The 17,804-nt window shown below is 66.8% G+C and carries 18 protein-coding genes; 8 read left to right on the top strand and 10 right to left on the bottom strand.

The features are described from left to right. Window positions 1-4: 4 nt before the first annotated feature. Genes ACP7AR_RS11205 through ACP7AR_RS11195 form a run of 3 tightly spaced genes read right to left on the bottom strand, consistent with a single transcriptional unit; the run spans window position 5 to window position 1,007 of the window. A complete protein-coding gene (locus tag ACP7AR_RS11205) occupies window positions 5-211 on the bottom strand; it encodes a DUF805 domain-containing protein (protein ID WP_426187730.1) in 207 nt (68 codons plus the stop codon). Continuing rightward, window positions 208-342, bottom strand: coding sequence for a hypothetical protein (locus ACP7AR_RS11200; protein ID WP_426185701.1), 135 nt, complete (start codon window positions 340-342; stop codon window positions 208-210). Before ACP7AR_RS11200 ends, ACP7AR_RS11205 begins: the two co-directional genes overlap by 4 nt. Next, complete coding sequence (locus ACP7AR_RS11195) at window positions 339-1,007, bottom strand: Pr6Pr family membrane protein (RefSeq protein WP_426185700.1); 669 nt, start codon at window positions 1,005-1,007, stop codon at window positions 339-341. Before ACP7AR_RS11195 ends, ACP7AR_RS11200 begins: the two co-directional genes overlap by 4 nt. Window positions 1,008-1,187: 180 nt before the next feature. On the opposite strand from ACP7AR_RS11195, the gene ACP7AR_RS11190 reads away from it, so the two are divergent. Further along, window positions 1,188-1,667: a hypothetical protein gene (locus ACP7AR_RS11190; RefSeq protein ID WP_426185698.1), complete on the top strand. Its 480-nt coding sequence runs from the start codon at window positions 1,188-1,190 to the stop codon at window positions 1,665-1,667. A gap of 15 nt (window positions 1,668-1,682) precedes the next feature. On the opposite strand, the gene ACP7AR_RS11185 is transcribed toward ACP7AR_RS11190, so the two are convergent. Beyond that, window positions 1,683-2,534, bottom strand: coding sequence for a VOC family protein (locus tag ACP7AR_RS11185; RefSeq protein WP_426185696.1), 852 nt, complete (start codon window positions 2,532-2,534; stop codon window positions 1,683-1,685). Window positions 2,535-2,572: 38 nt separating this feature from the next. Beyond that, window positions 2,573-3,211 carry a GntR family transcriptional regulator gene (locus ACP7AR_RS11180; protein WP_426185694.1) on the bottom strand — a complete coding sequence of 213 codons (639 nt, stop codon included), beginning with the start codon at window positions 3,209-3,211 and terminating at the stop codon, window positions 2,573-2,575. Window positions 3,212-3,339: 128 nt separating this feature from the next. Between ACP7AR_RS11180 and ACP7AR_RS11175 the strand changes: the two genes are divergently transcribed. The 5 genes from ACP7AR_RS11175 to ACP7AR_RS11155 are packed head-to-tail and all read left to right on the top strand — an operon-like array spanning window position 3,340 to window position 9,520. Next, complete coding sequence (locus tag ACP7AR_RS11175; protein WP_426185692.1) at window positions 3,340-4,623, top strand: NRAMP family divalent metal transporter; 1,284 nt, start codon at window positions 3,340-3,342, stop codon at window positions 4,621-4,623. 2 nt (window positions 4,624-4,625) lie between these two features. Next, complete coding sequence (locus tag ACP7AR_RS11170) at window positions 4,626-5,390, top strand: LamB/YcsF family protein (protein ID WP_426187728.1); 765 nt, start codon at window positions 4,626-4,628, stop codon at window positions 5,388-5,390. 1 nt (window position 5,391) lies between these two features. Then, window positions 5,392-6,192 carry a putative hydro-lyase gene (locus ACP7AR_RS11165; protein ID WP_426185690.1) on the top strand — a complete coding sequence of 267 codons (801 nt, stop codon included), beginning with the start codon at window positions 5,392-5,394 and terminating at the stop codon, window positions 6,190-6,192. Next, window positions 6,192-7,811 (top strand): carboxyltransferase domain-containing protein, encoded by a 1,620-nt coding sequence (locus ACP7AR_RS11160; protein ID WP_426185688.1) that lies wholly within the window; start codon window positions 6,192-6,194, stop codon window positions 7,809-7,811. Before ACP7AR_RS11165 ends, ACP7AR_RS11160 begins: the two co-directional genes overlap by 1 nt. Further along, window positions 7,808-9,520, top strand: a complete 1,713-nt coding sequence (locus ACP7AR_RS11155; protein WP_426185686.1) for an acetyl/propionyl/methylcrotonyl-CoA carboxylase subunit alpha — start codon at window positions 7,808-7,810, stop codon at window positions 9,518-9,520. The genes ACP7AR_RS11160 and ACP7AR_RS11155 overlap by 4 nt, the downstream gene beginning before the upstream one ends. A 156-nt stretch (window positions 9,521-9,676) precedes the next feature. Here the strand turns inward: ACP7AR_RS11155 and ACP7AR_RS11150 are convergent, their stop codons facing one another. Both ACP7AR_RS11150 and ACP7AR_RS11145 read right to left on the bottom strand, forming a co-directional pair. Then, complete coding sequence (locus ACP7AR_RS11150) at window positions 9,677-11,017, bottom strand: uracil-xanthine permease family protein (RefSeq protein WP_426185684.1); 1,341 nt, start codon at window positions 11,015-11,017, stop codon at window positions 9,677-9,679. Window positions 11,018-11,161: 144 nt separating this feature from the next. Continuing rightward, the gene (locus tag ACP7AR_RS11145; RefSeq protein ID WP_426185682.1) at window positions 11,162-12,022 is read right to left on the bottom strand and encodes a phosphoribosylaminoimidazolesuccinocarboxamide synthase; all 861 of its coding nucleotides are present in this window, start codon (window positions 12,020-12,022) and stop codon (window positions 11,162-11,164) included. Between the two features lie 132 nt (window positions 12,023-12,154). On the opposite strand from ACP7AR_RS11145, the gene ACP7AR_RS11140 reads away from it, so the two are divergent. Further along, complete coding sequence (locus ACP7AR_RS11140) at window positions 12,155-13,582, top strand: DHA2 family efflux MFS transporter permease subunit (protein ID WP_426187726.1); 1,428 nt, start codon at window positions 12,155-12,157, stop codon at window positions 13,580-13,582. A gap of 53 nt (window positions 13,583-13,635) precedes the next feature. After that, entirely contained in the window at window positions 13,636-14,166 is a 531-nt protein-coding gene (locus tag ACP7AR_RS11135; RefSeq protein WP_426185680.1) for a GNAT family N-acetyltransferase, read from the top strand. Window positions 14,167-14,209: 43 nt separating this feature from the next. Here the strand turns inward: ACP7AR_RS11135 and ACP7AR_RS11130 are convergent, their stop codons facing one another. Genes ACP7AR_RS11130 through ACP7AR_RS11120 form a run of 3 tightly spaced genes read right to left on the bottom strand, consistent with a single transcriptional unit; the run spans window position 14,210 to window position 17,529 of the window. Next, window positions 14,210-15,214: a sugar phosphate isomerase/epimerase family protein gene (locus ACP7AR_RS11130; protein ID WP_426187724.1), complete on the bottom strand. Its 1,005-nt coding sequence runs from the start codon at window positions 15,212-15,214 to the stop codon at window positions 14,210-14,212. Between the two features lie 39 nt (window positions 15,215-15,253). Then, a complete protein-coding gene (locus ACP7AR_RS11125; protein WP_426185678.1) occupies window positions 15,254-16,417 on the bottom strand; it encodes a Gfo/Idh/MocA family protein in 1,164 nt (387 codons plus the stop codon). A 59-nt stretch (window positions 16,418-16,476) separates the two neighbouring features. Continuing rightward, window positions 16,477-17,529 carry a substrate-binding domain-containing protein gene (locus ACP7AR_RS11120; RefSeq protein ID WP_426185676.1) on the bottom strand — a complete coding sequence of 351 codons (1,053 nt, stop codon included), beginning with the start codon at window positions 17,527-17,529 and terminating at the stop codon, window positions 16,477-16,479. Window positions 17,530-17,804 lie beyond the last annotated feature (275 nt).

Genomic DNA, 17,804 nt, shown 5'->3' with positions numbered 1-17,804 from the left:
AAGATCATGTCCTATCGAAACGCGCGCCCTCGGGCCGCGATCTCCGTGCAGCGAGCAGGAGCAAGATGAATGCGCCGGGCGGGACGACCGCAAGCAGCACCCACCAGCCCGACAAGTTCGAGTCGTGAAGGCGACGGACGTCCGACCCTCGATCAGCGCAGGAGCGAGGAGTTGTGCAATCGCAAGCACTGCGACATTGACGAACATTCACCACCAGTACTCGCTGCGGTTCGCACGTCCTCGAAGGCGGAACGCGCCGCTCACGAATCGGTCCATGGCCTGCGGCAACGATGCTCGCCCTGTGGACGCAGTCTGCAGAGCGGCTTCATCTGTATGCGTCACAGGCCCATGCTAGTGACCGGCCTCTGATCGCCGGAGCGCAAGAACATCCCGCGCCCTCTGCTTGCCATCCAGGCGAGTGCACCGGCGGTGAGGACTGCAGCGAGCAGGGCGACGATATGGGCGAGAAGCGACGCGATTCCACGCTCGGGGAGAAGAAACCCGTAGGGCACCCAGCCGTCGGTCGCGCCGCGCACAAGAACAGCACCCAGCCACACGGCCGGGTACGGCAACAGCAACCAGAGTCGTCGCCACCTCAGACGAGGACGATCCCCGACCAGTAACCAGTCGAGGGCGACCAGCAGCGGGAAGAAGACGTGAAGAATCGCACTCACCCATGGTGGTGCCGAACCGGTTCCCGGCACGAGCAGGTTGTAGATCACGGCGACGACGAGGAGATACGAGGTCGCAATTCCTCGCAGCGTCGTCAGCGCGAGCGGGACGCGCCGTCGGGTCAGGACCAGCACCCCGGTCGTCACCAGAAGGATGCAGGTGATCAGACTCGTCTGGTTCGTGAAGTATCCGAAGTAGTCGAACAGATTCCCGTCTCCGACAGAGAAGCGAAGAACGTATGCGTAGACAAGGACTGCCATCACGATCATCCCGCTTGCGACACGTCCTATCGCCATGACGGACGAGCTCAGGGGCAGGATCGCAGGAGACGTCACGACCGACAGCCTAGAAGGCCGATTGGGTACGCTTTCGGCATGAGCGCCGAAGCTGGGGGATTCGCAGAGTCGGACCGGGCTCGGTTTGCGAGGGATTTCATCCCGCAATCGCACCGGCGACTGCCCATGCTGCGGGTGTATCTCCCTTTCAGAGATCCGTCTCTCGACGAGGATCGGGACGTGGTGCGATGGTCGCAGTACGTCGACGTCGAAGCGCACGCGGCATCGTTGGATTGGTTCGAGGCCGCCGACCGCATCATCGGCGATCAGCCGTCGGTTCGGCACCTCGTGTCGTGCATGGGCGAGTTGGACCGCGTTACGGCAGCCGCACTCAGCGATGCGATCGGCGACATCGAACTCCGGGGTCTGCGATGGGTGGGGTACGGCGAGACACCGAGCGATGCGCCGTCGACCCGGCTGTTCGGTGAGGACTACTTCGCAGCCGATCTCGGACCGGACGACGTGCAACCCCACCGAAGGGTGCCCGAGTTCGCATGGGACGCGGCTGGGCGTCTGGCATGGGGTGGCCGGCTCTATCCGGACTCACTGATCGTTGCCGCCGAGCTTCCTCTCTTCAGACGGCTCACGAATGACCCGCGCATCGACACGGTCTCGGTCAGACCCGACCGAGACATCCTGCCGCGAAGTGCTGGAGATTGAACGCCGGGCACGACGTCAGGCGGCGAGTTCGGCTTTCAGCGTGTTGTTCCACGGATCCTGGAATGTCACAGTCCTGCCGTCGTCGCGCACCGCGGTTCCGAAGTGCGTGAGGCGCTCGTTCAAGGCACCGAGCGAGTCGGCGTCCGGGAGCAATAGGTCGACCTGACCGAGGCCCAGCGCGGGCATCCGCGGACCAGCGCCTCGCGAATTCCACACGTTCATCGCCATGTGGTGGTGGTACCCGCCGGCGCTGACGAACAACGCCTGTTCGCCGAGGGATGCCGTGCTGTCGAAGCCCAATCGGTTCACGTAGAACTCGCGGGCGGTGGCGACGTCGCCGACCGAGAGGTGCACGTGACCGATCCTGGCGGACGCGGTGTTCGTCGTGCCCTCCACAAGGTGCTCCTGCAGGAACGCGTTCGGGTCGAGGTAGAGGGTCGCCATCTCGATCTGTCCGTGCGTCCACGACCAGTCCGAGCGGTCGCGGTCCCAGTACAGCTCGATGCCGTTGCCTTCGGGGTCGGTGAGATAGAACGCCTGGCTCACCAGGTGATCGGCGCTGCCGGTGAATGTCTGTGGGGCACGCTGAGCCACCGAGAACAGGGCGCTGGCGAGCGCAGCCTGTGACTCGAACACGATCGCCGTGTGGAACAGTCCGGCCGAGCCGGCGCTGGCGAGCCGTAGCGTCGGCTCGTGCCGCAGGATCACGAGCGGCGTGCCGGCCCGACCGAGCATCACTGTGTCGCCCGCGGCATCCTGCACTTGCAGCGTGACGACATCGCGGTAGAACGCCGTCATCGCGTCGAGGTCGGCGACGAGCAGCGTGACCGCACCCATCGAAGTTGCCGCGGCAAGTTTTCCATTCATGTCAATGCAAACCAGCGACGGTCGGAATGTATTCCGCGCTACGCGCGGCCCATGCGTGTGAACGCGCCGAGCACGGTGCGCTCCGATGAGATGAGGTAACTCTCCAGTGCGTCGGCCGCAGCGTGCGGACCCTCTTCCAGGAGGGTCTTGAGCACGACGCGGTTCTTGCGCACGAAGGGCTCGTGCAGCGCTCGAGGATCATCGATCTCGAGGAATACCAGGCGAAGCTCGGCCGCGACGTCACGATACGTGCGGGCGAGCCTCGGACTGTCGGCGAGGGCGACGACCGCATCATGGAAGGCCATGTTCGCACTGCCGACCCTGTGCCACTCCTCGTTCGGGAGATGCTGCTCGGCCTCGGCGAGGGCGGCGCGCATCAACTGCACCGCCGGGTGCTCGGGCTCTGACTGACGCAGTGCGGAGCACTCGATCACGCGGCGCGCACGGTAGATGTCGACGACGTCGGCGATCGAGGGGGCCGCAACTGAGACGCCGCGGTGGGGGATGTGCTCGATGAGCCCCTGCTCGGCCAGCACGCGGAACGCCTCCCGCAGCGTGTTGCGTGAGACCTCGAACCGTTCGGCCAGTGCAGCCTCCGAGAGGCGAGCCCCCGGCGCGAAGTCACCGTCGATGATGGTCTGGCGCAGCACGTCGGCCAGTGCTCCCTGATGGTTCACGCCTTCATGTTAAGCGGATGAGACCTCGCGTGTAGCATCCCGGAAACATGATTGTTGAACAATCAAGCCCAATACGTTCTACACTCGGTGTCACCCGACACCCGCCAAAGACGATGGGAACCCCCTTCATGTCCGAGCAGTCCCCGACTGACGCCCAGACCGATCCCGAGACCGACGCCAAACTCGCCGCAGTGAAGAAGCGCGTGGGCCGCAGTGCGGTCATCGGCGCGATCTTCCTGATGGCCACCTCGGCCATCGGCCCCGGCTTCATCACGCAGACCGCGACCTTCACCGCATCGATGGGAGCGGCGTTCGCGTTCGCCATCCTCGTCTCTGTGCTGATCGACATCGCCGTCCAGCTCAACGTCTGGCGCATGATCACGTCGTCCGGCAAGCGCGCCGGCGAACTCGCGAACTCGGCCATCCCGTTCTCCGGACATGTGATCGCGATCCTCGTCGTGATCGGCGGTCTCGCCTTCAACATCGGCAACATCGCCGGCGGCGGGCTGGGCCTGAACGCCCTCCTGGGCATCGATCCCAAGATCGGCGGACTGCTCACCGCCGCCCTGGCGATCGTGATCTTCCTCATCAAGAAGGCCGGCAAGGTGATGGACATCGTCCTGGTCATCCTCGGCATCGGCATGATCGCCATGACGGTCGTCGTCGCGATCATCGCCCAGCCGCCGATCGGCGAAGCACTGCGCCAGACGATCGTTCCGGATGAGCTGAACTTCGCCACCATCACCACCATCGTCGGCGGCACGGTCGGCGGATACATCACCTATTCCGGCGCGCACCGCTATCTCGACTCCGGCCAGACCGGTCCGCAGTACGCGGGCCCGGTCATGCGGGCAGCGGCCAACGGCATCCTCATCACCGGCGTCATGCGCTACGTGCTGTTCCTCGCGATCCTCGGCGTCGTCGCATCCGGGGTCGCGCTCGACCTGTCCAGCCAGGCGGCCAACCCCGCAGGTCAGGCCTTCGGCTCGGTGCTGGGTGACGCGGGCCTGCGCATCTTCGGGGCGATCTTCTGGGCCGCAGCCCTCAGCTCAGTGATCGGCGCCGCGTACACTTCGGCGACCTTCCTGTCGTCGTTCCACAAGCGGTTCCTCGGCGGCTGGTCGCTGCAGATCGCGACGGTCGCGTTCATCGTCGTCTCGCTGATCGTGTACCTGTCGATCGGGACGGCTCCTGCGGCGATCCTGGTGTTCGTCGGCGGCTTCAACGGACTCATCCTGCCGATCGGCCTTACGGTGTTCATGTACATCGGATGGTTCCGCCGCGACCTGCTCGGCACGAAGAAGTACCCGCTGGTACTGCTCATCGCCGGCACTCTGGTGACGTTGCTCACCTGGTACATGGGCATCGTCTCGGTCGGTCCCATCTTCGCCTTCCTCGGAACCGGAGCGTGACAATGCCGACCATCGACCTGAACTCCGACCTGGGCGAGAACGTTCCCGACCGCATCGTCAGCGACGATGTGGCAATGCTCGAGATCGTCACGAGCGCGAACGTGTCGTGCGGATTTCACGCGGGCAGCCCCGAAGGCATCCGCGGGACCCTCGAGGCCGCGGTGCGCGCCGGTGTCGTGATCGGCGCGCACCCCGGCTACCGCGACTATGAGAACTTCGGTCGCACGAATGTCGAGATCGATTCCCCGACGCTGCAGGCGCATGTGGAATATCAGCTCGGCGCGCTCATGGGCCTCGCCTCGGCTGTCGGCGGCAAGGTCTCGTACGTCAAGCCGCACGGTGCGCTCTACAACACGATCGCTCGCGATGAGCGGCAGTCAGCCGACGTGGTGGCCGCCATCAAGGCGATCGATCCGGGTCTGGTGTTGCTCGGCCTCGCCGGCGGGGTCGTGCTGGATGTCGCGTCGAAGGCCGGTCTCGCCGTCGCGGCGGAGGCCTTCGCCGACCGGGCGTATCAGCCCGACGGGCAGCTCGTCTCGCGCACCCAGGAAGGCGCCGTGCTGCACGATCCTGCCGCTGTCGCCGAGCGCATGGTGCGGCTCGCGTCCGATGGTGTGATCCGGGCGATCGACGGCACCGACGTGCGCGTCGAGGCACAGTCGATCTGCGTGCACGGCGACAGCCCTGGTTCCATCGCGATGGCGGCGGAGACCAAGCGGATGCTGCAGGCAGCGGGCGTCACGATCGCGCCGTTCGCCGGGGTCTGAGATGGTTGTTCTCGCGACCTCCGACCAGCTGGCCGCTGCGCGGGCGGCGCGTGCGTCGTACCGCGCAGGACTCGCGACGCCGACGAGCGGCATCGCGGCGGGGCTCACGCAGGCGAACCTCATCGCTGTGCCGGCGGACTGGGTATTCGAGACACTGCTCTACGCGCAGCGCAATCCGAAGCCGTGCCCGGTGCTCGAGGTGATCGAGCAGGGACAGGTGGAATCCGTGCTGGCGTCCGGCAGCGACATTCGCACCGACATCGGCCGTTACCGGATCTGGCGCGACGGCGAGCTGACTTCCGAAGTGACGGATGCGACGGATGCGTGGGACGAGCATCCGGATCTCGTCGCCTTCCTGATCGGATGCAGCTTCACGTTCGAGACGGGGCTTGTGGATGCCGGCATCCCGATCCGCCACCAGGAACTCGGCCGCAACGTGCCGATGTACCGCACGAACATCGACTGCACACCGGCCGGGCGGCTGCGCGGTGAGATGGTCGTGTCGATGCGGCCGATCCCCGCCGGGCGGGTGGCGGACGCCGTGCAGATCTCGGGGCGGACGCCGGCTGTACACGGCGCTCCGGTGCACATCGGCGACCCGGCATCACTCGGCATCGCTGACCTGACCCGGCCCGACTTCGGCGATGCGCCCGAGGTGCGCGACGGTGAGATCCCGGTTTTCTGGGCCTGTGGCGTCACCCCGCAGGCGGCGATCATGGCGTCGAAGCCGCCCTTCGCAGTCACGCATGCGCCGGGCTACATGTTCATCACCGACGTACCGGATGCGGAGTACATCGTCTGATGCGCATCCTCACGGCATCCGATCGCACCCTGCTCGTCGAGGCGGCCGACCTCGACGAAGCCATGCGGCTCAATCTCGCCTGGGACGATGCGCCCGGCGTCGTCGAGCGCATCCCCGGTGCCCGCACGGTGCTGGTGCGGTTCGATCCGCTGCGCACATCGGCCGCCGCTCTGGCCGCGCTGCTCTCGACCACGCGGGTGGACGCCGAGCACGTGCCGCACACCCGAGAGGTCACCGTGCCCGTGCACTACGACGGCGAGGATCTTTCCGATGCTGCGGGGCTGCTCGGCGTTTCGGCGGAAGAACTCGTGAACCGGCACCTCGCGGCCGACTGGCAGGTCGCGTTCTCAGGGTTCGCGCCGGGCTTCGGATACGTGGTGAGCGGGGATCCGCTGTTCGACGTACCGCGCAGATCATCGCCGCGCACGCGCGTGCCCGCCGGATCCGTCGCGCTGGCAGGACAGTTCACCGGGGTGTACCCCCGAGAGAGCCCTGGCGGCTGGCAGCTGATCGGACACACGGACGCCGCGATGTGGGACATCGACCGCGACCCGCCGGCGCTGCTGTCGCCGGGGGCGCTGGTGAAGTTCGAGCGTGCAGGGCGGGAGTCTTTGACACTGCCCCAGTCCCCTGCGGGGGAAAACAGAGACGACCTGGCGAGTCGTCGGAGTGTCGCCGCTCGCCACGCCGAAGCCACGCCAGATCATCCGGTTTTTCCCGCACGCGGCAGCGTCGAGGTCGTCAAGTCGTCGATGCAACTGCTGGTGCAGGATGCCGGGAGGCCGGGGCATGCGGCACTCGGCGTCTCGGCATCCGGGGCCGCCGACCGCACTGCGCTGCGCGACGCCAATCGCGCGGTGGGCAATGAGCCGGATGCCGCCGTGCTCGAAAGCGTCGGTGGCGCGGTGCTGAGGTTCCACGGAGACGGCGTCGCGGCCGTCACCGGCGGGATCGGGGAGCTCACCCTGACGGATGCTTCGGGCATCAGCCGCAGCATCCCGCACGGCGCCCCGTTCGCCACGGCCGACGGCGACGAACTCACCCTTGGCCACCCGACACGCGGCCTGCGCTACGTGATCGGGGTCCGTGGAGGATTGGACGCAGCATCCGCACTCGGCAGCCGATCCAGCGATACACTCGCGGGTCTCGGGCCTGATCCGCTCGTCGCTGGCGCGATCATCGGGGTAGGAGATGCCGCACGGCATTCGGTCGACCCCGTAGCCACCCGGCGTGAACTGCCGGCATCCGGCGACCTCGTCGAACTCGACATAACCCTCGGCCCGCGCGACGACTGGTTCACCGACGCGGCACTGGACGCGCTCACCAGGCAGGAGTGGCTGGTGACGCCGCGGTCTGACCGGGTCGGCATACGGCTGCAGGGCGATGTGCCGTTGGAACGCGCAGTCCACGGCGAACTGCCCAGCGAGGGCGCCGTGACCGGTGCGATCCAGGTGCCGCCGGACGGTCAGCCCGTGCTGTTTCTGCCGGATCATCCGCTCACCGGCGGCTACCCGATCATCGGCGCGCTCACCGACCGCTGCCTGGACCTCGCCGCCCAGCTGCCGCCAGGAGCGCGCATTCGTTTCCGTAACGCCCGTATCGAAGAAGGACTGTCATGAAGAAGGTGCTGATCGCCAACCGCGGCGAGATCGCGGTGCGTGTGATCCGCGCATGCGCTGAGGCCGGGTACGCCTCGGTCGCCGTGTACGCCGATCAGGATGCCGATGCACTGCACGTGCGTCTGGCCGATGAGGCGTTCGGACTGGGTGCGGCGACAGCCGCGGACACATACCTGTCGATCTCCGCAGTGCTGCGAGCTGCCGCCGACAGCGGGGCGGATGCCGTGCACCCCGGATACGGATTCCTCTCGGAGAGCGCGGAATTCGCCCGCGCGGTCGAGGGCGCCGGTCTGGTCTGGATCGGGCCGTCACCGGAGAGCATCGACGCGCTCGGCGACAAGATGACCGCACGACGAATCGCGCAGAAGGTGAACGCGCCGCTCGCAGCTGGCACGGATCAACCTCTCGCCGGACCGGCCGAGGCTGTCGCATTCGCCGAGGAGCATGGACTGCCGATCGCGATCAAGGCGGCCTTCGGTGGTGGAGGTCGAGGACTGAAGGTCGTGCGCGATCTCTCAGACGTGGCAGAGGCGTTCGACGCCGCCACCCGCGAGGCCGTCGTGGCGTTCGGTCGAGGCGAGTGCTTCGTGGAGCGGTTCCTGGAGAGCCCGCGACACATCGAAGTGCAGGTGCTCGGCGATGGCCGTGGTGAGATCGTAGTCGTCGGCGACCGCGACTGCTCGATGCAGCGCCGCAATCAGAAACTGATCGAAGAGGCTCCGGCGCCGGGTCTGACGGCAGAGCAGCGTTCCGAGATCCACGACGCCGCTCGCCGGATCTGCGCCGAGGTCTCCTATCGCGGAGCGGGAACCGTCGAATTCCTGCTCGCCGCCGACGGCACGATCTCGTTCCTCGAGGTGAACACGCGGCTGCAGGTCGAGCATCCGGTCACTGAGGAGGTCACCGGGGTCGACCTGGTGTCCGAGCAGTTCCGGATCGCGTTCGGGGAGGGGGCGTCGATCAGCTCGACGCCGCAGCCGCGCGGGCACGCATTCGAGTTCCGGATCAATGCGGAAGACCCCGGCCGCGGGTTCCTGCCCAGCCCTGGAGCGGTCGAATCGCTGCGGGTCCCCGGTGGTCCTGGCGTGCGGTGGGACAGCGGGACCGAGACAGGGGATGTCGTCCAACCGGCGTTCGACTCGATGATCGCGAAGCTCATCGTGCACGCCGATTCACGAGATGCTGCGCTGCTGCGCGCGCGCCGCGCGCTGCGCGAGCTGTCAGTGGAAGGCCCAGCGACAGTCATCGGTTTCGATCGTCTGGCAATCGAGGAAGAGGCCTTCCAGACCGACACCTTCGCCGTTCACACGCAGTGGATCGAGAGCACGCTGCTGCCACGGCTGGAGCCGCAGCTGCGGCCCGCGCCCCTCGACGACGCCGGTTTGCAGCGCTTCCCGGTCGAGATCGACGGACGCCGCGTGGTGCTCGGGGTTCCGGCGGCGCTGCTGCGCGGGTTCGCTGGCGCGACTGCGCACGCGGAGGCTCCGGCATCCGCCGATCCCGCCGAGCTGCGGGCGCCTGCCCCCGGCACGCTGGTGCGATGGCTTGTGGATGACGGGGCCGCGGTCGCCGAAGGGGATGCCGTCGCCGTGCTCGACGCGATGAAGATGGAGACCCAGGTCACTGCGCATCGTTCCGGGGCTCTGGTGCAGGCGGCATCCGTGGGTGACTCGATAGCTGCGGGCGCCGCGATCGCGCGGGTCGGCTGAGGCCCGCGGCATCCGCACTGCTGTTCTGCCGCTCACTCGGCGGAGAACGTGGCGTGGGTGTCCCGATCCTCGGATGCCGTCCCGATTCGCTGAGGCTTCTGGCGAATTAGTCAGCAGATCGGGACAACGTCCGTGAATCGGGACAGCCAACGGCACTTACTCCGGGTCGCCACCGAGCGGGCCGACGGCGGGGATGGGGCCGCCGTCATCCGCACCGGTCTTGCGGGCACGGGCGATCGCGTTGCCGACGTGGTACACCAGCAGGGCCGCGACCGTGCCGATCACGATGGCGCCGAGCTGGAACGCGCCCCACTGCATCGCGAAGCCGCCGACTGCGATGACGAACGAGATCGCGACGGTGTACTGATTGACGGGGCGGGAGAAGTCCACGCGGTTGTCGACCCAGATCTTGATGCCGATGACGCCGATGAGGCCGTAGAGGGCGGTGGTCACTCCGCCGAGCACTCCTGGTGGGATGGTGTTGAAGATGACGCCGATCTTCGGTGAGAAAGCGAGCAGGATCGCGGCGAAGCCGGCCACCCAGTACGCGGCCGTGGAGTAGACGCGGGTCGCGGCCATGACGCCGATGTTCTCGCCGTACGTCGTGGTCGCCGAGCCGCCGAAGCCGCCGGCGAGCGTGGTGGCGAGACCGTCGGCCAGCAGGGCACGTCCGGTGTGCTTGTTGATCGACGGGTCGTTCGTCATGGTCGCCACGCCGCGCACGTGTCCGACGTTCTCGGCGATGAGCACCAGCACGACGGGCAGGAACATCGGGACGATCGTCCATGCTCCGGGATCCGTGACGGCGGCGAGGTGGAATTCGGGCAGGCCGATCCACGCGGCATCCGCGATCGGCGAGAAGTCGACCTGTCCGGTGAAAGCAGCGACGATGTAGCCGACGATCACGCCGAGGAAGATCGAGATGCGTCCGAGGAATCCGCGGAACAGCACACTGAACAGCACGACGGCGATCAGCGTCACAGAGGCGAGCTCGGGCTGCAGCGTGAAGTTGTTCCATGCGGCTGGGGCCAGATTGAAGCCGATCAGCGCGACGATGGAGCCGGCGACGACCGGCGGCATGAGCTTGTCGATCCAGCCGCTGCCGACGGCCTGCACCAGGAAGCCGATGCCGGCGAGCAGCACACCGACCACGAGGACGCCGACCAGCGCCTGGGCGATCTGCTCCGGCGTCTCGAGGGCGTTGCCGCCGTTGAGTGCGGTGATCGGCGCGAGGAAGGCGAACGACGAACCCAGGTAGCTGGGCAGGCGATTGCGCGTGAGCAGCAGGAAGAGCAGGGTGCCGAGACCCGAGAACAGCAGGGTCGTCGACACCGGGAAGCCGGTGATGATCGGCACCAGGAAGGTCGCGCCGAACATCGCGATGACGTGCTGTGCACCGATTGCGAAGGTGGCGGGCCAGTTGAGGCGCTCTTCGGGTCGGACGACCTGGCCGGGGGCGACGGTGTGGCCGTTGCCATGGATCTTCCACACGGGCATGGGGGCTCCTCGGAATCAGGGTGGGTCGGAAAACAGGGTCGGGATGCTCGAGAAACACTATCGACTCGTGGGCGCGCGCTGTGCGCGACGCTGTCTGCTGAGTCGGCGCCGAAGTGTCGACGGCGGTGAGTCGGCGACCCCGCCCTATGCGGTCAGGCGCTCGATGAGTTCGCGGTACCGATCAGCGGTGCGAGACACGATCTCCTCCGGCAGCGCCGGCGGTTCGCCCTGCTTGTCCCAGTTGGATGCCAGCCAGTCGCGGACGATCTGCTTGTCGAAGCTCGCCATCCGCTCGGCCGGGGTGGTGCCGGACTCCCACGTCGCTGCATCCCAGTAACGTGACGAGTCGCTCGTGAGTACCTCGTCGGCCAGACGCAGGGTGCCGTCGGCATCCGTTCCGAACTCGAACTTCGTGTCGGCGAGGATCAGCCCGTGCTGCTCGGCGACGGCCGCGGCCGTGGCGTAGATCGCGAGCGAGGCATCGCGCAGCTCGCCCGCGCGATCTGCGCCCACCAGCTCGACGACGCGATCGAATGTGATGTTCTCGTCGTGCTCGCCCATGGGCGCCTTGTACGCCGGGGTGAACAACGGCTCGGGAAGGCGGTCGCCGTTCTCCAGTCCGGCGGGCAGCGAGATGCCGCACACCGTTCCGCTCTGCTGGTACTCGGCCCAGCCGGTGCCCGTGATGTATCCGCGCACGACGCACTCGATCGGCAGCATCTCCAATGACTGCGCGAGCATGGCGCGGTCTGCGACAGCATCCGGGATCTCACCCTCGACGAGGTGATTCGGGAAGTCGAGCTGCGCGAACCACCAGCGGCTGAGCTTCGTCAGCAGGGCGCCCTTCTCGGGGATGCCGGGGGAGAGCACGAAGTCGAAGGCACTGACCCGGTCGCTTGCGACGACCAGGATGCGGGTGTCAGCGGGGTCCTGAGATGCGTAGAGGTCGCGGACCTTTCCGGAATAGAGGTGACGCCAGCCGGGGATGTTCAGTGCATCGCTCATCTGCCCATTATCCCTGTCGGCGTCCGGGTGTAGCGTTGCCGGGTGACTGACTCCTCGGCATCCTCCGGGCCCTCCACCGGCACCTACGCCACTGGGCATCGCCCGCGCAGCCCGTGGCCGGCTCTGTGGGCGATGGTCATCGGGTTCTTCATGATCCTCGTCGACACGACCATCGTCGGCGTCGCGAACCCGGCGATCAAGGAAGCGCTCGACCCGACGTCGAACAACCTCGACCGCGTCGTATGGGTCACGAGCGCCTACCTGCTCGCGTACGCCGTTCCGCTGCTGATCACGGGGAGGCTCGGTGATCGATTCGGCCCGAAGAACATCTACCTCATCGGCCTCGCGGTGTTCACGCTGGCCTCGCTGTGGTGCGGCCTGTCGACGACCCTCGACGGCCTGATCTGGGCGCGCGCGGTTCAGGGGCTGGGTGCTGCGCTGCTCACGCCTCAGACGATGGCCGTCATCACCCGGACCTTCCCGCCGGAGCGCAGGGGCGCTGCGATGGGGCTGTGGGGCGCAGCATCCGGCGTCGCCATGCTCGTCGGCCCGCTCGCGGGCGGATTCCTGGTCGACGGGCTCGGCTGGGAGTGGATCTTCTTCATCAATCTGCCGGTCGGCGTCGTCGGGTTCGTCCTGGCGTGCATCTTCGTGCCGAAGCTGCAGACGCACAAGCACCGGTTCGACGTACCCGGCGTCTTCCTCAGCGCGATCGCGCTCTTCCTCATCGTCTTCGGGCTGCAGGAGGCAGAGGCGTACGACTGGGGCACGATCTGGGGACCGATCTCGGTGCTGAGCCTGATCATCACCGGTGTCGTCGTGCTGGCGCTCTTCCTCTGGTACCAATCCCGGACGAAGAACGAACCGCTCGTTCCGCTCGAGCTGTTCCGCGACCGCAACTTCGCCTGGTCGAACATCACGATCGCGATCGTCGGATTCACCGTGACGGCTCAGGGTCTGCCGCTGATGTTCTTCCTTCAGCTCGCCCGCGGCCTGACGCCTACCGAGTCGGCGCTGCTGCTGATCCCCATGGCGCTCGCGGCCGGCATCGTCTCCCCGTTCGCGGGAAAGCTGCTCGACCGGATCGACCCGCGCCTGATGCTGGTGCCCGGCTTGCTGCTGGTGTCGATCTCGCTGTTCCTGTTCGCCATGATGATGAACACCGAGATCCCGATCGGATGGCTGCTGGTCCCCTCGGCGATCCTCGGGTTCGGCAACGCGGGTATGTGGGGCCCTCTCGCCACGACTGCCACCCGGGACCTGCCGTCTCGTCAGGCCGGGGCCGGATCCGGCATCTACAACACGATGCGCACGGTGGGATCGGTGCTCGGCTCAGCAGCGATCGCCGCATTCATGCAGAACCGTCTCGAGGCGAACCTGCCTGGCGCATCGGACGCCACCGGCGGATTCGGTGGCGGCAAGATGCCGGATGCCGTCGCCGGTCCCTTCGCGGATGCGATGGCGCAGACGATGCTGCTGCCGGCAGCCGTCATCCTGCTGGGCGTCGCCGCAGTCCTCGTGCTGCGCCGCCCGAAGCATCTGCAGGCACGCACGAAGTAGCCGGCTGGCGCGTCGGTTTGCGCGCACGGATGCCCTCATGATGAGGTGGTCCGATGAAAATCGAGCTCACCCGCCCCACGACCGCACTCTTCGATTCCTGGGCGGACACCGTCACCGAGTTCGGCGGCGTGCACATCGACGGCGGCGGGTATGAGCTCGGAATGACGCCCGACCGTGCCGCGTGCGAGGCGTCGGTCGAGAAAGCGGAGCGATACGCCGACCCCGACGCCGAACTTCCCGAAGGTCACGTCGCGTGCGACTTCCTCTGGGTAACGGATGCCGGTGAGGTCGTCGGGTTCATCGCGTTGCGCCGTGAACTGAACGAGCACCTGCGGCAGTTCGGCGGACACATCGGTTACGCAGTGCGCCCATCGCGCCGCCGCGAAGGCATTGCGAAGGAAGCGCTCGGGCTCGTGCTCGACACGGCGCGGAAGCAGGGCCTCGACCGCGTCATGTTGACGTGCGACGACGACAACCCCGGCTCATTCCGCACGATCGAGGGCGCCGGCGGTGAGCTGCAGGACGTCATCGACGCGTCGAGCGAGGGCCACCCCCAGCTGCGCCGCTACTGGATCGCGCTGTAGTCCGCGCGATCCAGCAGCCGGCGTCAGCGGGCCCCGATCACCCTCATCTCGTGGAGAAAGCACTGTCGAACGCGGCATCCGACGGCTTGTACGTCGACAGCTTGCGCACGAACTCCAGCGCCTCCGGAGCGCCGACCAGTCGGTCCATCCCGGCGTCTTCCCACTCGACAGAGAGCGGTCCTGTGTAGCCGATCGCGTTCATCATCCGGAACGCGTCCTCCCAGGGAACGTCACCATGACCCGTCGAGATGAAATCCCAACCGCGACGCGGGTCGGCCCATGGCAGGTGCGAGGACAGGCGGCCGTTGCGGCCGTTGCCGAGACGCTTCTTCGTGTCCTTGCAGTGCACGTGGTAGATCCGATCCTGGAAGTCCCACAGGAACGCGACCGGATCGATGTCCTGCCACACCATGTGCGAGGGGTCCCAGTTGAGCCCGAACGCCTCGCGATGCCCGATCGCCTCGAGCGCGCGCTTGGTGGTCCAATAGTCGTACGCGATCTCGGACGGGTGCACCTCGTGCGCGAAGCGGACGCCGACCTCGTCGAACACATCGAGGATCGGGTTCCAGCGGTCGGCGAAGTCCTGGTATCCCGCTTCGACCATCTCGTCGGTGGCCGGCGGGAACATCGCGACGTACTTCCAGATCGACGAGCCGGTGAAGCCCGTGACCGTCTTCACGCCGAGCTTGGCGGCCAGACGTGCGGTGTTCTTCATCTCCTCGGCGGCGCGCTGGCGCACGCCCTCAGGGTCGCCGTCTCCCCAGACGTGATCCGAGACGATGTTGCGGTGACGCTGATCGATCGGATCGTCGCACACCACCTGGCCCTTGAGGTGGTTCGAGATCGTCCACACCTTCAGGCCGTTGCGCTCGAGGATGTCGAGTCGCCCCTGGACGTACTCGTCGTCATCCCAGCGCCATGGGTCGAGGTGATCGCCCCAACAGGCGATCTCGAGGCCGTCATAGCCCCACTCGCCGGCGAGCCGTGCGACCTCTTCGAACGGCAGGTCGGCCCACTGGCCGGTGAACAGGGTGACAGGTCGTGACATCATCGTCCTCTTCTCATGAGATTCGTATCGTGGTCGTGTTCAGACGCCGGTCCACGCCGAGCCGTTCGATGAACTGCGCTCGACGGCATCCAGCACCCGCTGCACGTGCAGCCCTTCGGCGAACGTCGGGTGCGGGGTGTTGCCGCTCGCGATCGCCTCGACGAAGTCCTTCGCCTGATGCGAGAACCCGTGCTCGTAGCCGAGCATATGCCCGGTCGGCCACCATCCGGCAAGATAAGGATGCTCCGGCTCGGTGACCAGGATGCGGGTGAAGCCCTGCTCTCCTGCGGGCTGCGTGGCGTCGTAGAAATCGAGCACATTCATGTCCTCGAGGTTCCAGTGCAGCGCTCCCGCGTCGCCCGAGATCTCGATGTCGAGCGCGTTCTTGCGTCCGGTCGCGAATCGGGTCGCCTCGAACGTCGCGAGGGTTCCCGACTCGAGCCGTCCGGTGAACAGAGCGACGTCGTCTACCGTGACCTTCCCGCGCTCCGTGCTCGCTGTACCGCTGAGGCCGACGGATTCGCCCAGCAGGGGACGTTCGTCGACCAGTGTCTCCAGCACAGCCGAGACCTGGGTCAGCGTCTGCCCGGTGACGAACTGCGCCATGTCGATGATGTGCGCGCCGATGTCGCCCAGCGAACCGGAACCCGCGCGGTCCTTGTCGAGTCGCCAGGTCATCGGCGACTCAGGATCGGCGAGCCAGTCCTGACGGTAGCTCGCGCGGATCTGCCGCACCGTGCCGACGCGTCCGGCCGCGATCATGTCGCGCATGAGCGTCACGGCCGGCACCCGGCGGTAGGTGAAGCCCACCATGGCGTGGATGCCGTCAGCCGCAGCAGCCTGCGCGGCCTGCTCCATCGCCTCGGCTTCTTCCACCGTGTTGGCCAACGGCTTCTCGCACAGCACGTGCTTGCCGGCAGCCAACGCGGCGATCGCGATCTCGGCGTGCGATTCCCCAGGCGTGACGATGTCGATCACGTCGATGTCGTCACGAGCGATGACAGCTCCCCAGTCGGTGGACGTCTCGTCCCAACCCCACTTGCGTGCCGCGGAGGCCGTCTTGTCGGCATCGCGTCCGACGAGCACCGCCATCCGAGGGGAGAGGGGAAGGTCGAACGCTGCCGGCGCCTGGCGCCAGCCGACGGAGTGTGCGGCTCCCATGAATCCGTGGCCGATCATGGCCACTCGCAGCTCATTTGTCATATCTACTCCCGGGGAAACAGTGCGGGGCGAGCGCCGTGGCGCCCGCCCCGCGGTGGTGATCAGGACTCGAAGGCGAGTTTGATGAACTCGTCGACGTTGTCCTTGGTCACTACGGGCGCGTCCAGCACGATGCGGTACGGCACGCTCGGCGTGATCAGATCGCTCATCGTCTTGTCCTGCGCGATCAGACGTGCCATCGCGATTCCGTCGGCGGCCTGCGTCGACGGGTAGATGACGGTGGCCTTGACGACGGTGTCGTCCGCCTTGATGTTGTCCATCATGTTGACGCTTCCGGCACCGCCGACGAGGAAGAACTCGTCGCGACCGGCCGCATCGATGGCCGCGAGGACGCCGATGCCCTGGTCGTCATCGTGGTTCCAGATCGCGTCGATCTGCGGGTTCGCCGAGAGGAGCTGGGATGCCGCGCTCTCGCCGCCGGCGACGGTGAAGTCCGCAGCGACTCGGGCGCCGACCTCAAGGTCGCAGGTTTCGAGAGCGTCCTTGAAGCCCTGCGAACGGTCCTGGGTCAGTGGCAGGGAGTCGATTCCGGCGATCTCCGCGACGACGGCATCGCTCTGGCCGTCGAGCTGCTCGCAGATGTACATACCGGCGCTGACACCCATGCCGTAGTTGTCGCCGAGGATCGTGAGACGCGAGGCCGACGTGTCGGAGAATTCGCGGTCGACGTTGATGACGGGGATGCCGGCATCCATCGCCTTCTGCGCGACCTGGGTCAGCGCGGCGCCGTCGGTGGGAAGGAGCACGATCGCGTCGACGCCTTCGTTGATGAACTGCTCGACTGCCGCGATCTGCTGGTTGGCGTCGTTGGTTCCCTCTGCCTGACGCAGTTCGACGTCGTCGAAGCCTTCGGCGGCGTTGATGGCGCCCGTGTTGATCGCGCCGAGCCATCCGTGATCGGCCTCCGGGCCTGACCAGCCGATGACGACCGTGTCGCCCGAAGCCGTGTTCTCCTCGCTCGTGGTGCCCTGGTTCCCGGTCTCCCCTTCGCCCTCGGCACCATCGCTGGTGCAACCGGCCAGCAGGGTGACGGCGAACAGTGCTGCCGCTCCTGCCATCAGCGGGCGAAGCCCGCGTGTGCGCATGCTGTGCATGTCTTTCCTCCTTGAAATGTGATGCAGATGCGTGCGGTGCGGCGCTGTCGATCGGGACCGATTCGGTGCGCACCGGGCACTGACAAGGTCAAGCTAGCAGAACATGCCGTCGTTTAGCCAGCTTTTGCCGTAACTGGGTCAAAAGTCGGCGCCCGCTTGCAAACCCCGTAATTGCGGGGCGATGTGGTGGCTTTGGTATACCGCCGCGGGCGGAGCGATCGAAAGATCGCCTATCGCGTTCGCGATTCGAGCATGTTATGTTCATTGCGTGATCA

The organism is Microbacterium sp. TWP3-1-2b2 (genome assembly GCF_049896145.1).
Classification (GTDB): Bacteria; Actinomycetota; Actinomycetes; order Actinomycetales; family Microbacteriaceae; genus Microbacterium.
Note: the sequence above shows the minus strand (reverse complement) of the source record. Positions and strands in the feature narration are given on the sequence as shown.